The organism is Kitasatospora cineracea, from assembly GCF_003751605.1.
GTDB lineage: Bacteria > Actinomycetota > Actinomycetes > Streptomycetales > Streptomycetaceae > Kitasatospora > Kitasatospora cineracea.
Genome location: NZ_RJVJ01000001.1, coordinates 3340442 through 3359259, shown reverse-complemented (window position 1 = coordinate 3359259; position 18818 = coordinate 3340442). Strand labels below are relative to the sequence as shown.

General features: G+C 76.0%; 18 protein-coding genes and 1 riboswitch. Of the genes, 8 read left to right on the top strand and 10 right to left on the bottom strand.

What is annotated here, in order from left to right; all coding sequences use genetic code 11:
- Positions 1-102 precede the first annotated feature (102 nt).
- Entirely contained in the window at positions 103-1071 is a 969-nt protein-coding gene (rsmH, locus tag EDD39_RS15315; RefSeq protein ID WP_123556455.1) for a 16S rRNA (cytosine(1402)-N(4))-methyltransferase RsmH, read from the bottom strand.
- Between the two features lie 634 nt (positions 1072-1705).
- On the opposite strand from rsmH, the gene EDD39_RS15310 reads away from it, so the two are divergent.
- The 3 genes from EDD39_RS15310 to EDD39_RS15300 are packed head-to-tail and all read left to right on the top strand — an operon-like array spanning position 1706 to position 6472.
- The gene (locus EDD39_RS15310) at positions 1706-2725 is read left to right on the top strand and encodes an AAA family ATPase (protein ID WP_402731903.1); all 1020 of its coding nucleotides are present in this window, start codon (positions 1706-1708) and stop codon (positions 2723-2725) included.
- A 1-nt stretch (position 2726) separates the two neighbouring features.
- Complete coding sequence (locus EDD39_RS15305) at positions 2727-4055, top strand: DUF58 domain-containing protein (protein WP_123556453.1); 1329 nt, start codon at positions 2727-2729, stop codon at positions 4053-4055.
- Positions 4052-6472, top strand: a complete 2421-nt coding sequence (locus EDD39_RS15300) for a transglutaminase TgpA family protein (protein WP_123556450.1) — start codon at positions 4052-4054, stop codon at positions 6470-6472. Before EDD39_RS15305 ends, EDD39_RS15300 begins: the two co-directional genes overlap by 4 nt.
- Positions 6473-6629: 157 nt before the next feature.
- Here the strand turns inward: EDD39_RS15300 and EDD39_RS15295 are convergent, their stop codons facing one another.
- The 3 genes from EDD39_RS15295 to EDD39_RS15285 form a co-directional block, all read right to left on the bottom strand.
- Positions 6630-7007, bottom strand: a complete 378-nt coding sequence (locus tag EDD39_RS15295) for a DUF3040 domain-containing protein (RefSeq protein WP_030461029.1) — start codon at positions 7005-7007, stop codon at positions 6630-6632.
- 229 nt (positions 7008-7236) lie between these two features.
- Positions 7237-7989 (bottom strand): methyltransferase domain-containing protein, encoded by a 753-nt coding sequence (locus tag EDD39_RS15290; protein ID WP_162870032.1) that lies wholly within the window; start codon positions 7987-7989, stop codon positions 7237-7239.
- A gap of 124 nt (positions 7990-8113) precedes the next feature.
- The gene (locus EDD39_RS15285; protein ID WP_244256735.1) at positions 8114-8659 is read right to left on the bottom strand and encodes an SAV_6107 family HEPN domain-containing protein; all 546 of its coding nucleotides are present in this window, start codon (positions 8657-8659) and stop codon (positions 8114-8116) included.
- 503 nt (positions 8660-9162) lie between these two features.
- Between EDD39_RS15285 and EDD39_RS15280 the strand changes: the two genes are divergently transcribed.
- Positions 9163-9759 (top strand): DUF4126 domain-containing protein, encoded by a 597-nt coding sequence (locus EDD39_RS15280; RefSeq protein WP_123556445.1) that lies wholly within the window; start codon positions 9163-9165, stop codon positions 9757-9759.
- Positions 9760-9798: 39 nt separating this feature from the next.
- A complete protein-coding gene (locus tag EDD39_RS15275; RefSeq protein WP_123556443.1) occupies positions 9799-11187 on the top strand; it encodes a phytoene desaturase family protein in 1389 nt (462 codons plus the stop codon).
- Between the two features lie 7 nt (positions 11188-11194).
- Here the strand turns inward: EDD39_RS15275 and EDD39_RS15270 are convergent, their stop codons facing one another.
- Positions 11195-11941, bottom strand: coding sequence for a hypothetical protein (locus EDD39_RS15270; RefSeq protein ID WP_123556441.1), 747 nt, complete (start codon positions 11939-11941; stop codon positions 11195-11197).
- A gap of 105 nt (positions 11942-12046) precedes the next feature.
- Complete coding sequence (metF, locus tag EDD39_RS15265) at positions 12047-12961, bottom strand: methylenetetrahydrofolate reductase [NAD(P)H] (protein WP_123556439.1); 915 nt, start codon at positions 12959-12961, stop codon at positions 12047-12049.
- Positions 12962-13143: 182 nt separating this feature from the next.
- Here metF and EDD39_RS15260 point away from each other — a divergent pair, with 182 nt between their 5' ends.
- On the top strand, positions 13144-14250 hold the full coding sequence (locus EDD39_RS15260; protein WP_123556437.1) for a polyprenyl synthetase family protein: 1107 nt from the start codon (positions 13144-13146) through the stop codon (positions 14248-14250).
- 7 nt (positions 14251-14257) lie between these two features.
- On the opposite strand, the gene EDD39_RS15255 is transcribed toward EDD39_RS15260, so the two are convergent.
- The 4 genes from EDD39_RS15255 to EDD39_RS15240 form a co-directional block, all read right to left on the bottom strand.
- Entirely contained in the window at positions 14258-14923 is a 666-nt protein-coding gene (locus EDD39_RS15255; protein WP_123556436.1) for a VanZ family protein, read from the bottom strand.
- A gap of 117 nt (positions 14924-15040) precedes the next feature.
- Entirely contained in the window at positions 15041-15688 is a 648-nt protein-coding gene (thiE, locus tag EDD39_RS15250) for a thiamine phosphate synthase (RefSeq protein WP_123556434.1), read from the bottom strand.
- The gene (locus tag EDD39_RS15245; RefSeq protein WP_123556432.1) at positions 15685-16050 is read right to left on the bottom strand and encodes an Rv2175c family DNA-binding protein; all 366 of its coding nucleotides are present in this window, start codon (positions 16048-16050) and stop codon (positions 15685-15687) included. The genes thiE and EDD39_RS15245 overlap by 4 nt, the downstream gene beginning before the upstream one ends.
- A 16-nt stretch (positions 16051-16066) precedes the next feature.
- Positions 16067-17266, bottom strand: a complete 1200-nt coding sequence (locus tag EDD39_RS15240; protein WP_279638384.1) for an NAD(P)/FAD-dependent oxidoreductase — start codon at positions 17264-17266, stop codon at positions 16067-16069.
- A gap of 80 nt (positions 17267-17346) precedes the next feature.
- A riboswitch (TPP riboswitch) is annotated at positions 17347-17459 on the top strand.
- On the opposite strand from EDD39_RS15240, the gene thiO reads away from it, so the two are divergent.
- On the top strand, positions 17455-18609 hold the full coding sequence (gene thiO / locus EDD39_RS15235; RefSeq protein ID WP_123556427.1) for a glycine oxidase ThiO: 1155 nt from the start codon (positions 17455-17457) through the stop codon (positions 18607-18609). (Overlaps the previous riboswitch by 5 nt.)
- Positions 18606-18815, top strand: coding sequence for a sulfur carrier protein ThiS (gene thiS, locus EDD39_RS15230; protein WP_030461016.1), 210 nt, complete (start codon positions 18606-18608; stop codon positions 18813-18815). Before thiO ends, thiS begins: the two co-directional genes overlap by 4 nt.
- The last annotated feature ends 3 nt before the right edge of the window (positions 18816-18818 follow it).

Genomic DNA, 18818 nt, shown 5'->3' with positions numbered 1-18818 from the left:
GATCCGTGCCCTGCCCCCCTGCCCGGGGACGCTCCCCCGGGTCCGCTCGCCGGCCACCGGCACCGCTCCACTCCCCTTCGCTCCGCTGCTCCCGGCGGCTGGCTACCTCCGGGTCCGTCTGATCCTCTCCGCCACGCGCAGCCGTACGGGCGCGGCGCGCCGGTTCTCCTCGATCTCCTCCTCGGTGGCCAGTTCGGCTCCGCGGGTGAGGAGTTTCAGCCAGGGCTGGAGCTCCTCGGGGACGATCGGCAGGCCCGGCGGGGCGGTGGAGGTGGCACCCGCCTGGAGGTACTGCTTGACCAGGCGGTCCTCCAGCGACTGGTAGGACATCACCACGATCCGGCCGCCCACCGCGAGGGCGTCCAGCGCGCCGGGGATGGCCCGGTCCAGCACCTCCAGTTCGCCGTTGACCTCGATCCGCAGCGCCTGGAAGGTCCGCTTGGCCGGGTTGCCGCCGGTGCGCCGGGTGGCGGCCGGGATGGCGTTGCGGACCAACTCCACAAGACGAGCACTGGTGCTGAACGGTTCCCGCTCGCGCTCGCGCAGCACCGCGGAGGCGATCTTCCCGGCGAACCGCTCCTCGCCGTACACCTTGAGGATCCGGGCCAGGTCGCCGTGGCTGTAGGTGTTGAGGACCTCGGCGGCGGAGATGCCGCGGGTCTGGTCCATCCGCATGTCCAGCGGGGCGTCCTGGGCGTAGGCGAAGCCGCGGTCGGCCTCGTCCAGCTGCATCGAGGAGACGCCGAGGTCGAACAGCACGCCGTGCACCTCGGGGACGTCCAACTCGTCCAGGACGCGCGGGATCTCGTCGTACACGGCGTGCACCAGGGTGGCCCGGTCGCCGAACGGGGCGAGCCGCCGGGCGGAGAGCTCCAGGGCCTGCGGGTCGCGGTCGACGGCGATCAGGCGGACGTCCGGGAAGCGGGTCAGCAGGGCCTCGCTGTGGCCGCCCAGGCCCAGGGTGGCGTCCACCACGACGGAGCCGGGCGCCGAGATCGCCGGGGCGAGGGCGTCCAGGCAGCGCTCCAGCATCACCGGGACGTGCCGGGGGGCGGGGCTGTCGGTACTCATACGGGGGCGGGGCCCTTCCTCAGGTGCGGTGTGGCCGGGCCATTCTCGCGCACCGGGCCGGCCGGCCCGCACACCGCCCGTGGTCCCCGCCCGCTCGCTCGGGGGAAGGAGCGACCGCCCGGCACCGGGGAAGGTGCGCCAGGTGGGCACGGAGCGGGAGGAGGCCGCGGATTGCGTACGGGCCGGCCGGCCCGGCGCGGAGAGCGGGCCGCCCGCCCGGTTGCCGGGCGCCGTCCGCCGTGCTCCACTGCGCCTGCAGCCTATCGTCCGCGCCCCCGCAGTCAACGTTCCGCTCCGGCGCACCACCCGGCCGGCGGTATCGGTTTGCGCAGGTGGGGCCGGTGTGCGGGCCCGGACGGGGCGGGGCGCGGGGCCCGGCCCCCCGCGCCGGGCGAACCGGGGCGAAGGCGCCCGAACGGCCCCGGCCGGCCCGGGGCGCCCGTCCCGGTCCGCGGGATCCGCCGGGCCGCGCGAAACCGCCGGGGCCCGTCCCCCGTCCCAAACCGGGACAGCCTTCGCGTGTCGCCCGGCCGGGTGACTTCTGACCGGGGGACAGGGAAGAATGCGCCAAGTATTCGGGGTGGGCCGGGCTCGAACCAGCCGCCCGGTGACTGGGCAACATGGGAGCGTACGGGTGACGACCATCAACGGACAGGGCACCGACCAGCCGGAACCGGGGCGCTACGACCGTCGGGAACCGGCCGGTCTGGCAGAGCTGGCGGCCGTGGTCGACCGGGTCCGGAAGTCCGTGGAGAGCGTGATCGAGGGCAAGCCGGAGGCGGTCCGGATCGCGCTGACCGTGCTGCTCGCCGAGGGCCACCTGCTGCTGGAGGACGTGCCCGGCGTCGGCAAGACCATGCTGGCCAAGGCCCTGGCCCGCTCGGTGGACTGCACGGTGCGCCGGATCCAGTTCACCCCGGACCTGCTGCCGTCCGACGTCACCGGCACCAACGTGTTCGACCAGCACCAGCGGGACTTCGAGTTCCGGCCCGGCGCGATCTTCGCGCAGATCGTGGTCGGCGACGAGATCAACCGGGCCTCGCCGAAGACCCAGTCCGCGCTGCTGGAGTCGATGGAGGAGCGCCAGGTCACCATCGACGGCACCACCCACGAACTGCCCTCGCCGTTCATGGTGATCGCCACCCAGAACCCGGTCGAGATGGAGGGCACCTACGCCCTGCCCGAGGCCCAGCGCGACCGCTTCATGGCCCGGGTCTCGATCGGGTACCCCAGCGCCGACGCCGAGTTCGCCATGCTCGACCTGCACTCGGCGGCCAACCCGCTGGACGACCTGCAGCCGGTCGCGCACGCCGCCGACCTGCTCAAGCTGATCGACCTGGTGAAGACCGTCTACGTGGCCGACCCGGTCCGCCGCTACGCCGTCGACCTGGTCGCCGCCACCCGCACCACCTCCGAACTGCGGCTCGGCGCCTCCCCCCGGGCCACCCTGCACCTGGTCCGGGCGGCCCGCGCGCACGCCGCCCTGGACGGCCGCGACTACGTGCTGCCGGACGACCTCCAGGCGCTCGCCGTCCCGGTGCTGGCCCACCGCCTGCTGCCCACCTCGGAGACCCAGCTGAGCCGCCGCACGGTCGAGCAGGTGGTGCTCGACCTGGTGGCCCGACTGCCCATCCCGCGTCCGCAGGGCCGCTGAGGTGGCGCGCCCCGCCCGCGCCTCCGGGGTGCGCGCCGCGCTGCGCGGACTGACCACCCGGGGGCGCTCCTTCCTCGCCGCGGGCCTGACCGCCGCGCTCTGCGCGTTCCTGTTCGGCCAGCCCGCCCTGCTCCAGGTCGGGGTGCTGCTGGCGGCGCTGCCGCTGGCCGCCGCCGCGCTGCTGGTGCGCACCCGCTACCGGGTCGCCTCCGGCCGCCGGCTCAGCCCGCAGCGGGCCGCGGCCGGCCAGGAGGCCCGGGTGCACCTGCGGCTGGACAACGTCTCCCGGGTGCCCACCGGCCTGCTGCTGCTGGAGGACAAGGTCCCGTACGTGCTGGGCCCGCGCCCGCGCTTCGTGCTGGACCGGGTCGAGCCGCGCGGCTTCCGCGAGGTGTCCTACCGGGTCCGCTCCGACCTGCGCGGCCGCTACCCGCTGGGCCCGCTGCAGCTGCGGCTGTCCGACCCGTTCGGGATGTGCGAGCTGACCCGCGCGTTCAGCGCCGCCGACGTGCTGACCGTCGTCCCGCAGGTCCAGGACCTGCCGCCGGTCCGGCTGCCCGGCGAGTCCGGCGGGCAGGGCGACTCCAACACCCACACCCTGGCGCTGGCCGGCGACGACGACGTCATCCCGCGCGAGTACCGGCACGGCGACGACCTGCGCCGGGTGCACTGGAAGTCCACCGCCCGGTACGGCGAGCTGATGGTCCGCCGGGAGGAGCAGCCGCTGCAGGCCCGCGCCACCGTGCTGCTGGACACCCGGGAGACCGCGCACCGCGGCTCCGGCCCGGCGTCCTCGTTCGAGTGGGCGGTGTCCTGCGCCGCCTCGGTCGCCGTCGACCTGGTGCAGCGCGGCTACCGCACCCGGCTGCTCACCGACACCGGCTTCTCGGTGCCCGACTCCGGCACCGGCGGCACCGGGGCCGGGGCGGCCGAGTCGGTCGGGATGCTGCTGGACGCGCTGGCCGTGGTCGAGCACTCCGACGGCGGCACCCTGGCCCGGGCCGAGGAGGTGCTCCGGCTCGGCGGCGAGGGCCTGCTGGTGGCGGTGGTCGGCGACCTCGACGAGGAGCAGGCCGAGCGGCTGGCCCGGCTGCGCCGCCGCACCGGCGGCGCCGTCGCCCTGCTGCTGGACACCGGCACCTGGTCCGGGCTGCGGCTCCTGCTGCCGGACACCCCCGACGAGGAGGCCGCCGCCCGGGTCGCCCGGCTGCGCGAGTCCGGCTGGACGGTGCTGCCGGTGCGGGCCGGCGACTCGCTGCCCGCCCTGTGGCGGGCCGCGGACCGCACCCAGAACACCACCGTTCCCTACCGAGACGAGGTCGGCGCGTGACCACCCGGGCCAAGTTGACGCTCTGCGCGGCCCTGGCGACCGCCCTGGCGGCGCTGTGCCTGTCCCCGCTGTTCCGGGACTCCTTCGCGCTGGCCCCGCACGGCCTGCTGATGATCGCCGTCACGGCCGGCGCCGGCGCCGGGCTGCGCGCCCTGCCGCTGCCCCGGGCCCTGGTGACGCCGCTGCAGCTGCTCGTGGTGCTGTACGTGCTGATGCTCACCACCGTGCAGTCCGCGATGAGCTTCGGCGTGCTGCCCGGCCCGGGCGCCCTGGACGCCGTCTCCACCCTGCTGAGCAGCGGCGGCACCGACATCCAGGAGTACGCGATCCCCGCCCCGGCCACCGACGGCCTGCGGCTGATCGTGGTCGGCGCGATCGCCCTGGTGGCCGTGCTGGTCGACGCGCTGGCGGTCACCTACCGCCGGGCCGCCGCCGCGGGCCTGCCGCTGCTCGCCCTGTACTCGGTGGCCGGCGGCCTCGTCGACTCCCCCGGCGGCATGTGGCTGTGGTTCCTGTTCGGCGCGGCGGGCTTCCTGGCCCTGCTGTACACCGAGGGCCAGGACCGGCTCACCCGCTGGGGCCGGGTCTTCCACGGCACCGGCCGCTCCGCCGTGACGCTCTCCAACGGCGGCCGCCGGATCGGCGTGATCGCGCTGGCCGCCGCCCTGCTGCTGCCGGTGTTCGCCCCCGCGGTCGGCCCCGGCCTGTTCGGCAGCGTGGGCGGCCACGGCGGCGAGGGCGGCGGCAACGGGAACGGCAAGGGCGACGAGCGCTCGCTCAACCTGGTCGTCGCGCTCACCGCCAACCTGCGCTCCAGCGACGACACCCCGCTGCTGAGCTTCTCCACCGACTCGCCCGACGCCGACCAGCTCTACCTGCGGATCGCCGCGCTCAGCGAGTTCAACGGCCAGGAGTGGCTGCCCGGCGAGCAGAACGCCCAGCCGCTGCCCGCCACCGTGCCCGCCCCCGAGGGCCTCGCACCGAACCTCCCCACCACCACGGTCCGCACCAGGGTCACCGTCACCGAGCAGCTCAGCACCGCCTGGCTGCCGATGCCGTACCCGATGTCCTGGCTGGAGCTGCCGAACACCGGGAACTGGCGCTTCGACCCGGCCGGACGCACCGTCAGCGGCGCCAACGGCCAGAAGAGCAAGGGCCTGACGTACTCGGTCGGCTCGGTCGCGGTCAACGCCACCGCCGCCCAGCTGCGCGCGGCCGGCCCGGCCCCCGCGGACATCACCAAGCGCTACCTGGACCTGCCGTCCAACCTGCCGCCCGTGGTCGCCCAGACCGCCAAGGACGTCACCAAGGGCAAGAGCACCCCGTACGACCAGGCGGTCGCCCTCCAGCAGTACTTCACCAGCGGCGGCTTCACCTACAACACCAAGATCGACGCCCACACCGGGCCGGACGCCATCGCCAAGTTCCTCCAGGACAAGGAGGGCTTCTGCGTCCACTTCGCGGCCACCATGGCCGCGATGTCCCGCTCGCTGGGCATCCCGGCCCGGGTCGCCATCGGCTTCACCCCGGGCACCGGAAACGGCACCGACCGGGTGGTGCGCAGCTCCAACTACCACGCCTGGCCCGAGCTGTACTTCGACGGCTACGGCTGGATGCGCTTCGAGCCGACCCCGAACCGGGGCACCACTCCGCTGTACTCCGTCCAGCAGACCACGCCCACCAGCGCGCCTAGCACCGCCCCGAGCAGCGCCGCGCCGAGCGACCGGCCCTCCGCCCAGCCGTCCTCCTCCAGCAGCTGCCCCCCGCAGCAGCACCGGATCGGCGACTGCGCCGACGAGCACGCCCAGGCCGCCCACCAGGGCGGCACCACCTCGTGGTGGCTGTCCTGGCCGGGCCTGGTCACCGTGCTCGCCGTCCTGCTGCTGCTGGCCGCACTGGCCTTCCCGCTGCTCTGGCGCACCAGGCTGCGCCGCCGCCGCCTCGGCGCCGGCCGCCACCTGTCCGGCGCGGACGGGCCGCGGCTCACCGACGAGCAGGTGCTCGCCGCCTGGGCCGAACTCGTCGACTCCGCCTGGGACCTGGGCATCCCGCCGGACGAGGCCCGCACCCCCCGCAACGCCGCCCGCCGGCTCGCCGAGGACGCCGGCCTCGACGCCGACGCCGCGGCCGCCGCGGGCCGGGTCGCGCTGGCCACCGAGCGGGTCATGTACGCCCGCGAGTCCGAGGCGCCCGCGCACCTCGGCGGGGACGTCCGCACCGCCCGGCAGGCGCTGCTGGTCCGCGCCACCCGCACCCGCCGGCTGCGCGCCCTGCTGCTGCCCGCCTCCGCGGTCCGCCTCTGGTGGCGCGCCCAGGACCGGGCCGCCGCCCGCCGGGAGCGCACCGCCGAGCGGACGGCCGCCGTGCGGGCCGCGCTGGCCAGGCCGTTCCGGCGGCGGAAGAAGGAGCAGGAGTGAGTCCCCGCCCCGCCGGGTGACCGGCCGGGGGGCCGGGGCCCGGCCGGGCCCCGGCCCCCCGACGTCCCGGGCGCCCTGGGCGTCCTGGGCGCACACGAAAGATCCGCCCGGCGGAGGGTTTCCCCTCGCCGGGCGGATCACGTCTCGGTGGGTGCTGCTACAGCCCGCTCTGCTCGTCGCGGCGCCGCTGCCAGCGCTGTTCCATACGGTCCATGACGCCGGTCCGCCGGCGTGGCGCTGCCGCCTGCCGTGGGCCGGGCCCCGCCGGGCCGCGCCGCCACGCGGTGACCGCGAGGACCGCACAACCAAGCATCACCAGGAACCCGACCACACTGACCCAGATGACCTGCGTGACCAGGCCGCCCATGAGCAGCGCGACGCCCGCCACGAACCCCGCCACGGCCAGGTAGACCCGCCGACGGGTGTAGGTGTGCAGGCCGGTTCCCTCGAGCGCTGACGCGAACTTGGGATCTTCGGCGTACAGCGCTCGCTCCATCTGCTCGAGCAGTCGCTGCTCGTGCTCCGAGAGCGGCACGGAGTCCTCCTACTCGTCGGTCGCGGGGCGACCGGTCCGCCACCCCTGGCTCGGGCCTGTGTGGTCCATATGCCCCACCGGTCTGGCCGTCATGCTTACCGGCTTTACCCAGATCATACGGTCCACGGCCCTGGTTCGGCGTGGTCAATCAGGCGTGGCTCGGGCCACCTCGGCGGTGGTCCCACCCGTGCAACGAGCGAGGGGCCCGCTTGGTGCCCCCGGCCGGGGGTCAGATCGCCTCGGCGAGCAGGTGCAGCTGGGTGGCGACGGCGTGGAAGGCGGGCTGTTCGGCGGCCGCGAGCTCGAGCTTGAGCAGGGCGTCGAGCGCGCCGGGCTCGGTGTCGACCAGCACGCCGGGGACGAGGTCGGCGAAGACCCGGATGCCGTGCACGGAGGTGACCCGCAGCCCGGCGGCGGCGGCCAGCCCGTCCAGCTGCTCGCCGGTGAAGCGGCGGGGCATCGGGTCGCCGGTGCCCCAGCGGCCGTCGGCGGCGTCCAGCGCGGTGCGGGCCTCGGTGAACTGGCCGGCCACCGCGCGGGCCAGCACGGCGCCGTTGCGGTTGGCGGCGAGCAGGCTGACCAGGCCGCCCTTGCCGAGGGTGCCGACCAGGTTGCCGAGCGCCTCGGCGGGGTCGTCGACGACCTCCAGGACGCCGTGGCAGAGCACCGCGTCGACCGATCCGGCCGGGACGAGGTCGGGCAGCGTCTGGGTGTCGCCCTGGACGGCCCGGACCAGCTCGGTGACGCCCGCCTCGGCGGCCCGGCGCTCCAGCGCGAACAGCGCGTCGGGGCTCGGGTCGACCACCGTCACCCGGTGGCCCAGCCGGGCCACCGGCACCGCGAAGTTGCCGGTGCCGCCGCCGGTGTCGACGACCTCCAGGACCGGCCGTCCGAGCTCGGCGGAGCGCCGCTCCAGCGCCTCCCGCAGCACCTCCCACACCACGGCGGTACGCAGCGCACTGCGGGGACGAGTCGGATACAAGGCGGCACCCCTCTTGGCAGGTTCTTCCACGGCGGTCTTCCACGGCGGGAACGGCTCCCAGCTTATCCGCCGGGGCCGGACGGCTCCGGCGCGGCGCAGCCGCCGCGGCCGCCGGGCGCTGCGGTCAGGGGTGCAGGGCCAGGATCCGCTCCACGATGCGCAGGTACAGGGCGGTGTTGCGGATCAGGTCGTCCGCGTCCCGCGGCCCGGCGGCGCCGGCGATGCCCGCCTCGGCGGCGGCCCGGCGGCGGGCGCCGGCCGCGAAGTAGGCGGCCCACTCGGCGAGTTCGGGGGCGACCTCGGGCAGCAGCTCCCAGGCCGGGCGGATCGCCTGGCGGCGGCGCGGGTGGCGCACCGGGCGGCCGCGGACGGCGAGCACGGCGGCGGTGGCCCGCAGCGCGGCGAGGTGCGCGGTGGCGTAGCGCTCCAGCGGGTCCTGCCGGCCACGGGCGTGCACCAGGGTGCGGTGCGCGTGCCGGAGCAGTTCGAGCGCGGCGGGCGAGGCCGAGCTGCGGCGCAGCACCGGGTGCGCGTCCCCGCCGCGGCCGGCCGGCAGGGTGGGCTGCTCGACGGCGGGCCGCCCGGGGTCGGGCCGCCCGGCGGCGGGTCGGTCGGCGGCGGATTGATCGACGGCAGGGCGGGCGACAGGCTCAGGACGGCTGATGGTCATGGGTCTCCCCCGTTCACTCCGGACCTTTGCCCGGACCGGTCGGTCCGCGCATGCATCCATCGTGAACGGGGGGTCTGACAACTCGGAGTCCCCCGACTCCGCGGGGTCCCCCGACCCCGTCCCGTCGTCCCCGTCCGGCCGGATCCCCAGGATCCCCCCCCGGGGGAGGGAGGGCCGGGCTCCGCCGCCCCGTGTCGGCGGTGCCCGGCCCTCCCGCTCCGGCCGCTGGTCGCGCTCCGGGCCTGTGGTGCGGGCCGTCGTTCCCCCGGACCGGCGGCCTGCCCAGAGCGCTCCCGGGTGGCTCCGCCCGGCGGCGGCCTTCCCGGTGCGCACTACTCTGCCGCCGGGCGGGAGCGGTGGGTATCCGTGCGGGTACTCAACCGGCGATCTGAGTACGGATACTCAGTCCGCCCGGTCGTCCTCCCCTCCCGGGCCGTCGGCCGGGCCCGGTACGGTGGCCGCGTCCCGTCCGAGGTCCGGGCGGGTACGGGGAGGGGGCCGCGGTGGGAGCCGTTCCGCTGATCTTCACCAGCGGCTGGGCGAGCGGGATCAACGCCTACGCCGTGGTGCTGCTGCTGGGCCTGTTCGGCCACTTCGGCGGGGCCGACTCGGTGCCGCCGGTGCTGGAGCGCACCGACGTGCTCATCGCCGCCGGGGTGCTGTTCCTGTGCGAGGCGGTGCTGGACAAGATCCCGTACGTGGACAGCGCCTGGGACGTCGTCCACACCTTCGTCCGGCCGGTCGCGGGCGCGACGGTGGGCGCCCTGATGGCCGCGCACGACCCGGGCTCGCTCGGCGAGGTCGCGGCCGGGGCCCTCGGCGGCACCACCGCCCTGGTCAGCCACGGCGTCAAGGCGGGCCTGCGGATGGCCGCCAACACCTCGCCCGAGCCCGCCTCCAACATCCTGCTCAGCCTCGCCGAGGACCTCTCGGTCGCGGGCCTGGTCACGCTGGCGATCTTCCACCCCTGGCTGGCCGCGTCGACCGCCGCGGTGCTGCTCGCCCTCGGCGTGCTGGTGGTCTGGTTCGCGGTCTCCCGGATCCGCCGCTTCTGGCTCCGCCGCCGGGAGCGCCGGCTGGCCCGCGCCGCGGCGGCCTGAGGCCGGGGCCCGGCCCGGGGCCGCATAGGATCTGCTGCCATGGCTCGGATCATCGTCGTCGGTGCAGGCATGGGCGGACTGGCCGCCGCTTCGCGGTTGGGCACGCTCGGGCACCGGGTGACGGTGCTGGAGGCCGCCGGGACGCACGGGGGGCAGGTCGGGGCGTACCGGCGGGACGGGTTCGGGTTCGACACCGGGCCGGGGCTGCTCGCGCTGCCCGCCGTCTACCGGGACCTGGCGCTGAAGACCGGGCGGGAGCCGCTGGAGCAGCTGGTCGGGCTGCGGCCGGTCGACCCGGAGAGCCGGCACCTGTTCCCGGACGGGACGGAACTGCTGCTGCCGAACGCCTCCCGGGGCGGGGTGGGCCAGGCGCTGGACGCGGCGTTCGGCGCGGGGACGGGCGCCCGCTGGGGCGAACTGCTCAACCGGGGGCGGACGGTGTGGGAGGCCACCCGGCGCCCGCTGCTGGAGGAGCCGCGCCCGGCCGCCGACCCGGCGGACCCGTACCCGGTGCCGCCGCGGCGCGGGCTGTCCCGGCTGCTGCCGCGCGGGCGGCACACCCTGGCCGACGCGGCCCGGGAGCTGGGCGGCGGCCCGGGCCCGGCCGCGCTGCTGGGCGAGTACGCGCTGCGGTACGGCCTGGACCCGCGGTCCGCGCCCGCCTCGGCGACGGTGCTGCCGTACATGGAGCAGTCGTTCGGCGTCTGGTACGTGGACGGCGGGCTGCGGGCGCTGGCCGACGCGGTGTTCGAGCGGTGCGGGAAGCGCGGGGTGGAGTTCCGGTTCGACACCCCGGTGCGGGCCCTGGAGCAGGACGGCGACCGGGTGGTCGGCGTCCGCACCGACCAGGGGGTGCTGGCCGCGGACGCAGTGCTCTCCGCCGTCCCCGGCCTGGGGGTGGCCGGGCCCGCCGCGCCCGCGCCGGGCCGGTTCACGGTGCTGCTCGCGCTGGACGGCGCCCGCCCGGCCGGCACCGCGCACCGCACCGTGGTGCACGCCGCGGACCCGGCGGCCGAGGCCCGCGCGGTGTTCGCCGGACGGGGGCTGCCGGACCGGCCCACCGTGCAGGTGCTGCGCCCGGACGACCCGGCGCTGGTGCCCGGCCCGGACGCGGAGGCGGCCGTGCTGACCGTCACGGTGCCCGCCGGGCTCACCCCCGCCGACGCCGAACGGGACGCCTACGCCGGGCGGTTGCTCGACCACCTGGCCGCCGCGGGCCTGGACCTGCGCCCCCGGGTGCGCTGGCGGGAGACCCGGCTGACCGCCTCGGTGCCGGTGCCCTCGCTGGCCGGCGGCCACCTCGCGCAGGCCAACCGGCCGGGCCCGGCGGGCCTGTACCTGATCGGCGCGCACGCCCACCCGGGCGGCGGGCTGGCCCGGGTCGGGATGTCCGCCTCGATCACCGCCGGGCTGCTCGGCCCGGCCTGACGGGACGTCAGTACTGCTGCTGGTAGTACCAGTTCTGGTCCGGCGACTGCTGCTGGGGCTGCGGCTGCTGCGGGATCCAGGGCTGCTGGTACTGCTGCTGGGTGTACGGGTCCTGGTAGACCGGCTGTCCGTACTGGTCGTAGCCGATCAGCTGCAACTGCGGCTGCTGCTCCGGCTGTTGCTGGAACTGCTGCTGCTGCTGGAACTGCGGCTGGTACTGCTGGTGGGCGGCCCACTGCTCCTGCTGGGCGTACTGCGGCTGCTGCGGGACCTGGTAGGCGTTCGGGTCGTCGGCGTAGACGCCCGCGTCGAGCTGCTGGAACTCCTCGTAGCCGGCCGGGCGTTCGTCGAACGGGTCGGCGGACTCGTCCTCGATCGGGCCGACCTCGCCGACCGGGGCGACCGGTTCCGGCTCGGCCGCGGCGGCGGCCGTCGCGCCGGTGGCGGCGGCCAGCAGCGGGACCTTCGCCAGCGGGCCGGGCAGGGCGCCGTCGGGGCGGCGCAGCGACCAGCCGACCGGGCGGCCGCGCTTGACCGAGCCGGTCACCAGCACCTGGCCGAGTCCGAACGCGGCGGCGCCCGCCGCTATCACCGGCAGCGAGGAGGTGCGCATCCCGGCGACCACGCCGAGGAAGCCGAGCAGCGCGAGCACCCGCCAGTGCAGCGGGGCCCGGTGCTGGAGCAGGAGTTCGGCGGTCAGCCAGAGCGCGACCAGGGCCAGCGCGCCGTAGAGGAGCAGGTACCCGATGCTCATCCCGCAACCTCCAGACGCCACCATCACCGCGCGGTTGCGGGCGACTGTACAGCCTCCGGGCGAACAGCACCGCATCCCGGACCGGGCCGTCCGCGCAGCCCGTGCTCAGCGGGTGTGCAGGCCCAGGTTCTGGTAGATCTCCAGCGTCGAGGTGGAGTGGTTGAGGGTGATGAAGTGCAGGCCGGGGGCGCCCTCCGCGAGGAGGCGCTCGGCCATCGCGGTGGCGTGCTCCAGGCCCGCCGCGCGGACCGCGACCGGGTCGTCGGCGACGGACTCCAGCTTGCGCCGGAAGTCGGGCGGGAAGTCGGAGCCGGACAGCTGCGGGAAGCGCACCAGCTGGCGGATGTTGGTGACCGGCATGATCTCCGGGATGATCGGGGTGTCGCAGCCGGCCGCGGCGACCCGGTCGCGCAGCCGCAGGTAGTCCTCGACCTCGAAGAACATCTGGGTGATCGCGTAGTCCGCGCCGGCCCGGCACTTGGCGACGAAGTGCCGGATGTCCTCGTCCCAGTTCTCCGAGCGCGGGTGCATCTGCGGGAACGCCGCGACGCCCACGCAGAAGTCGCCGATGTCCTTGATCAGTCCGACCAGTTCGGCGGCGTAGCTGACGCCCTCGGGGTGGCGCACCCACTCGCCCATCGGGTCGCCGGGCGGGTCGCCGCGGACCGCGAGCACGTTGCGCACGTTCTGGTCGGCGTACTGGCCGATGATGTTGCGCAGTTCGGCCACCGAGTGGTCGACGGCGGTGAGGTGGGCGACCGGGGTCAGGGTGGTCTCGGTGGCGATCCGGCCGACCAGGTCGACGGTGCGGCCGCGCGAGGAGCCGCCGGCGCCGTACGTCATGCAGACGAAGTTCGGTTCCAGGCACTCGACCCGGCGGATCGCGTCCCAGAGCTTGCGCTCGCCCTCCTCGTTGCGCGGCGGCATGAACTCGAAGGAGAAGGAGCGGTCGCCTGCCGCCAGCAGGTCGCGCACGGTCTGTGCGCGGTCGCTTCTGGTGGAGGGAATCCCGAGTGCCATGCAGGCAGGTTAGCCGTCGGCGGCGCGGCCCGGACAAACGACGTCCAGCAATTGAGACACCACTTGAGATTTCCGGCCGCGGGCCGGTCCGCCCCGCGCACCCCGGGCCCGGCCGCGGTGGAACGGGGCACCCGACCGCGCACGTTAATCTGACTGTCAGCCCCCTCGATCCGGAGTTCCAGGTGCCCCCCTCCATCCGCCTTCCCCGCAACCCCGTCGACGCGGAGGACGTGCGCGAGCGCGTGAACGCCACCCTCGGCGCGTTCATGGCCGAGCGGGCCGCCCTGCTCTCCGGCATCTCCGACGACCTCGGCCCGGTCGCCGACGCCCTGCGCGACTTCCTGCTCGACGGCGGCAAGCGGCTGCGCCCCGCGTTCTGCTACTGGGGCTGGCGGGCGGCCGGCGGCGCCGACGACGAACCCGGCATCGAACGGGCCGCCGCCGCACTGGAACTGCTGCAGGCCAGCGCCCTGGTCCACGACGACCTGATGGACCGCAGCGACACCCGCCGCGGCCTGCCCGCCGTCCACCGCCGCTTCGAGAACCTGCACCGGGCCGGCGGCTGGCGCGGCGACCGCGAACAGTACGGGGCCAGCGCGGCGGTCCTGCTCGGCGACCTGCTGCTGATCTGGTGCGACGAACTGTTCCAGCGCTCCGGGCTGCCGGCCGCCGCCGTCTCGGCCGCCAAGCCCGCCTTCGACCTGATGCGCACCGAGGTCATGCTCGGCCAGTACCTGGACGTGCTGGAGCCGGTCGCGGGCGACTCCACCGACGCCGGCGCGATCGAGCGGGCCCGCACCGTCCTGCACTACAAGTCCGCGAAGTACACCATCGAACGCCCGCTCCAGGTCGGCGCGCTGCTGGCCGGCGCCGGACCGGACCTGGTCGACGCCCTCGGCTGCTTCGGCCTGCCGCTCGGCGAGGCGTTCCAGCTCCGCGACGACCTGCTCGGCGTCTTCGGCGACCCCGCCGTCACCGGCAAGCCCGCCGGCGACGACCTGCGCGAGGGCAAGCGCACCCTGCTCGTCGCCCACGCCATGCGCGGCCTGTGCCCGGCCGACGCCGCCCGGCTGGACGCCCGGCTCGGCTCCCCCGGCCTGGACGCCGGCGAGATCGCCGCCCTGCGCGACCTGATCACCCGCAGCGGCGCCCCCGAACTCGTCGAGGCCCGGATCGACGCCCTGCTCGCCGAGGCCCTGACCGCCCTCGACGCCGCCCCGATCGCCGACGGCCCGACCCGCGAAGTGCTCCGGGCGCTGGCCGACGCCGCCACCGTCCGCAAGTACTGACGGGCCGTCAGGACGCCCGGCGCCGCCACCAGCGGCGCGAGGCCAGCGCCGCCAGCGCCGCCCCGACCGCGTTCAGCAGCACGTCGTCCACCGAGGAGACCCGGTCCAGCCGCAGCACGTACTGGGCCGTCTCCACCAGCACCGAACCCGCCGCCCCCAGCGCCAGCACCCGCCACACCGAGGCCAGCGCCGCGAACCGCAGCGGCGCCAGGAACCCGAACGCCGCGAACACCAGCATGTTGCCGACGATCTGCGCCACCGCGGTCGCCGGCGGCCCGGCGCCGACGATCTCCGCGATGTCGTGCAGCGGCACCAGGTTGACCCGGCGGCGCGGACCGCCCGGGTCGACGCCCGGCAGCAGGATCATCCACACCCACGGCACCGTCCCGTGGACCATGCCGACCTCGGCCAGCGCCGAGCGCCGCGCCCACCCCGCCGCCACCCCGGCCGCCCGGCGGCGACGGGCCAGCGCCCACACCGCCAGCACCGCCACCGGCAGCGCGGCCGCCGCCAGGAACACGATCCCGTTGACCGTCCCCACCCAGCCGTTCCACCCGGCGTGGTCACCGAGCGGCCGCTGGGCGAGGAACGCGACGGCGGCGGCGCCGAGCAGCGCCGGAACGAGGAGCGCCACCCGGCGGGCGCGGCGGACGGCGGACACGGTCTGATCCATGCCTGCACGGAGTACCGCCCGGGGCCGCCCGGTTCCCGCCCGGGGCCGGATCCTCCCCCGGCCGCCCTGCCGCCCCGCGCAGTCCCCCGCGCCCCTGCCGGGGCCCGGGGCGCGGTGTCAGCGCAGGCGGGCCGCCAGGGCGGCCGCCGCGGCGCGGGGGTCTTCGGCGGCGGTGAGGGCGCGGACGACGACGATGCGGGTGGCGCCGGCGGCCAGGACCTGGTCGAGGTTGTCGGCGTCGATGCCGCCGATGGCGAACCAGGGGCGGTCGGGGCGGCGGGCGGCGGCGTGGCGGACCAGGCCGAGGCCGGGCGCGTGGCGGCCGGGCTTGGTGGGGGTGGGCCAGACCGGGCCGGTGCAGAAGTAGTCGACGCCGGGTTCGGTGAGCGCGGTGTCGACCTCGCTCTCGCTGTGGCAGGAGCGGCCGATCAGCACGTCCTCGCCGAGGATGCGGCGGGCGACGGCGACCGGCAGGTCGTCCTGGCCGAGGTGCAGCACGTCGGGGCGGGCGCCGTGGGCGACGTCGGCGCGGTCGTTGACGGCGAGCAGCTTGCCGTGGCGCCGGGCGGCGTCGGCGAAGACCTCCAGGTGCTCCAGCTCCTGCTTGGCCTCCAGGCCCTTGTCGCGGAGCTGGACGATGTCGACGCCGCCGCTGAGCACCGCGTCCAGGAACTCGGGCAGGTCGCCCTGTTCGCGGCGGGCGTCGGTGCAGAGGTAGAGCCGGGCGTCGGCCAGGCGTTCCCGGGCGGTGGGCGCGGCCGTCACAGGGCCAGTGCCTGGGCGCGGCGCTTGACCTCGGTGCCGCGGTTCTCGCGCAGGGCCTGGATCGGGCTGCCGGGCAGGGAGTCGTCCTCGGTGAACATCCACTCGAGGATCTCCTGGTCGGAGAAGCCGCAGTCGCGCAGCACGGTGAGGGTGCTGACCAGGTGCTTGACCTGGCCGTCGTCCTCGATGAAGTCGGCGGGGACCTGCAGGGAGTTGTTGGGGCCGCGGCGGACGGCCAGCAGGGTCCGGCCGCGCACCATGTCGCGGACCTGGGTGATCACCACGCCCCACCGCTCCGCGATGTCGGGCAGGTACAGCCAGGCGGGGACCAGGGCGTCAATCTTGGGATCAATCTCGCTCACTCCCCCAGCCTAGGCGCTACCGGGCCGCGGCCTTCAACTGGACGGCCGGGTCGGCGGCGCGGACCGGGTCCAGCGCGCCGCCGCGTTCGATCAGGCGGCGGCCCTGGGCCAGGTCGCGCGGCCGGTCGACGGCGAGCAGCGCGACGAGCGCGCCGTCGCGCAGCCACAGCACCGTCCAGTCGGGGTCGGACGGGGAGCCGCGCCACAGCAGGTGGTCGGCCCCGGCGTGCCGGCCGGCGTACTGGACCATGCGGCCGAACTGCTCGGACCAGAAGTAGGGGACGGGGTCGTAGGGGGCGTCCAGGGTGCCGAGCAGCGAGGCCGCGGCGGCGGCGCCGGAGTGCAGGGCGTGGTCCCAGTGCTGGACGGCGAGCCGGGTGCCGGAGCGGGCGGAGGGGTAGGAGGCGCAGTCGCCGACCGCGAGGACGCCGGGCAGGGCGGTGCGCAGCCGGTCGTCGACCGGGACGGTGCCGTCGGGGTCGGGGACGAGCGGGCCGCCGCGCAGCCAGTCGGTGGCGGGGGCGGCGCCGATGCCGACCAGGACCTCGTCGGCGGGCAGGTGGGTGCCGTCGGCGAGCAGCACCCCGCCGTCGACGGCTCCGGCGACGGCGGCGCCGCAGCGCAGGTCGACGCCGGCGGCGGCGTACCAGTCGGCCATCAGGGCGCCGAGTTCGGCGGGCAGGGCTCCGGCCAGCGGGGTGGCGGCGGCTTCGACGACGGTGACCTCGCAGCCGAGGTGGCGGGCGACGGTGGCGGTCTCGGCGCCGATCCAGCCGGCACCGACCAGCACGATCCGGCGGCCGGGGGTGAGGGCGGCGCGCAGGGCGTGGGCGTCGTCGACGGTGCGCAGGGTCCGGGCGCCGGGCAGGCCGGGGAGGGTGCGGGGTTCGGCGCCGGTGGCGATCACCAGGGCGTCGTACGGGAGTTCGCCGCGGTCGGTGTGCAGGACGCCGTCGGCCAGGCCGGTGGCGCGGCGGCCGGTGAGCAGGTCGACGCCGAGGCCGTGCCAGTCGATCTCGAAGGCGGTGGCGTCGGTCTTGCCGAGCAGCACGTCCTTGGAGAGCGGGGGCCGGTCGTAGGGGAGGTGGAGTTCCGCACCGACCAGGGCGAGCGGGCCCGGCCAGCCGCCCTGCCGCAGGTTGAGGGCGGTCTGGGCGCCCGCCATGCCCGCGCCGACCACGACGACCCGGTCCGTTGCCTTCAGCTCAGCCACCACGGCGTCCACCCTACTCACCGGCACCGTCCACCCTGCGCACGCGCCTTCGGGCGGCGGCGGGGGCGGCGTTAAGGTGGGGGGAGTACTTACACGGGAGCCCGGTGCACCGGGCTGAGAGGCGGGCTGCGGCGGCCTGCGACCGTCCGAACCTGATCCGGGTCATGCCGGCGAAGGGAGAATCAGCGGCTGTGGCACATTCCGACGCGCCTGACGTGCTGGTGGTCGGCGGCGGCATCATCGGTCTCGGTGTGGCCTGGCGCACCGCGCAGCGCGGCCTGTCCGTCGCGGTGGTCGATCCGCGCCCGGGTGGCGGTGCGGCGCAGGTCGCCGCGGGCATGCTCGCCCCCGTCACCGAACTGCAGTACGGCGAGGAGCCGTTGCTGCGCCTGGGGATGGCGTCGAACGAGCGGTACGCCGCGTTCGCCGCCGAGCTGGCCGAGCTGACCGGGCTGGACACCGGCTACCGGGCCACCGGCACGCTGGCGGTGGCGCTGGACTCCGACGACCGCGCGGAGCTGCGCGAACTGCACGCCTTCCACGGCCGGTTGGGCCTGGCCTCCGAGTGGCTGACCGGCCGCGAGTGCCGCCGGCTGGAGCCGATGCTGGCGCCGGGCGTGCGCGGCGGGCTGCACGTCGCCGACGACCACCAGGTGGACGGGCGCCGGCTGGCCGCCGCGCTGGTCGCCGCCTGCTCGCTGGCGGGCGTGGTCTTCCACCGGGCGGAGGCCGCCGAGCTGCTGGTGGCGGACGGCCGGGCCACCGGCGTGCGGCTGTCGACCGGCGAGCGGCTGGCGGCGGGGCGCACGGTGCTGGCCGCCGGTTCGCGCAGCCACCTGCTGCCGGGCCTGCCGGACGGGGTGCTGCCGGCGATCCGCCCGGTCAAGGGGCAGGTGCTGCGGCTGCGGATGCCCACCGCGCACGGGCCGTTCCTGTCCCGCAACGTGCGGGCGGTGGTGCGCGGGCAGCACCTGTACCTGGTGCCGCGGGCGGACGGCGAGCTGGTGGTCGGCGCGACCACCGAGGAGCTGGGCCACGACACCACCGTCACCGCGGGCGGTGTCTACGAGCTGCTCCGGGACGCGCACGAGCTGGTGCCCGGCATCACCGAACTGCCGCTGGTGGAGACCTGCGCGGGCCTGCGTCCCGGCTCCCCCGACAACGCGCCGGTGCTGGGCCCGACCGCGCTGGTCGGCCTGGCCGCCGCCACCGGGCACTACCGCAACGGCGTGCTGCTCACCCCGGTCACCGCCGACCTGCTCGCCGACTACCTGGCCACCGGCGAACTGCCCGCCCTGGCAGCCGACTTCACCCCTGACCGCTTCGCCCCGAAGGTCCCCGCATGAACACCGTCGCCCTGACCGTCAACGGCGAGCCGCGCACCCTGCCCGCCACCACCACGCTGGACGTGGTGGTCGCCGAGGTGTCGGCCGCCAACACCGGCGTCGCCGCCGCCGTCAACGAGGCGGTGGTGCCCCGCAGTTCGTGGCCCGCCACGACCCTCGGCGAGGGCGACCGGGTCGAGATCCTCACCGCCGTCCAGGGAGGCTGAACC

Coding starts and splice junctions, on each gene's coding strand:
- rsmH (WP_123556455.1), bottom strand. CDS start 1,071: ATGAGTACCGACAGCCCCGCCCCCCGGCACGTCCCGGTGATGCTGGAG.
- EDD39_RS15285 (WP_244256735.1), bottom strand. CDS start 8,659: ATGACCATCAGCCGTCCTGAGCCTGTCGCCCGCCCTGCCGTCGATCAA.
- EDD39_RS15275 (WP_123556443.1), top strand. CDS start 9,799: ATGGCTCGGATCATCGTCGTCGGTGCAGGCATGGGCGGACTGGCCGCC.
- EDD39_RS15270 (WP_123556441.1), bottom strand. CDS start 11,941: ATGAGCATCGGGTACCTGCTCCTCTACGGCGCGCTGGCCCTGGTCGCG.
- metF (WP_123556439.1), bottom strand. CDS start 12,961: ATGGCACTCGGGATTCCCTCCACCAGAAGCGACCGCGCACAGACCGTG.
- EDD39_RS15255 (WP_123556436.1), bottom strand. CDS start 14,923: ATGGATCAGACCGTGTCCGCCGTCCGCCGCGCCCGCCGGGTGGCGCTC.
- thiS (WP_030461016.1), top strand. CDS start 18,606: ATGAACACCGTCGCCCTGACCGTCAACGGCGAGCCGCGCACCCTGCCC.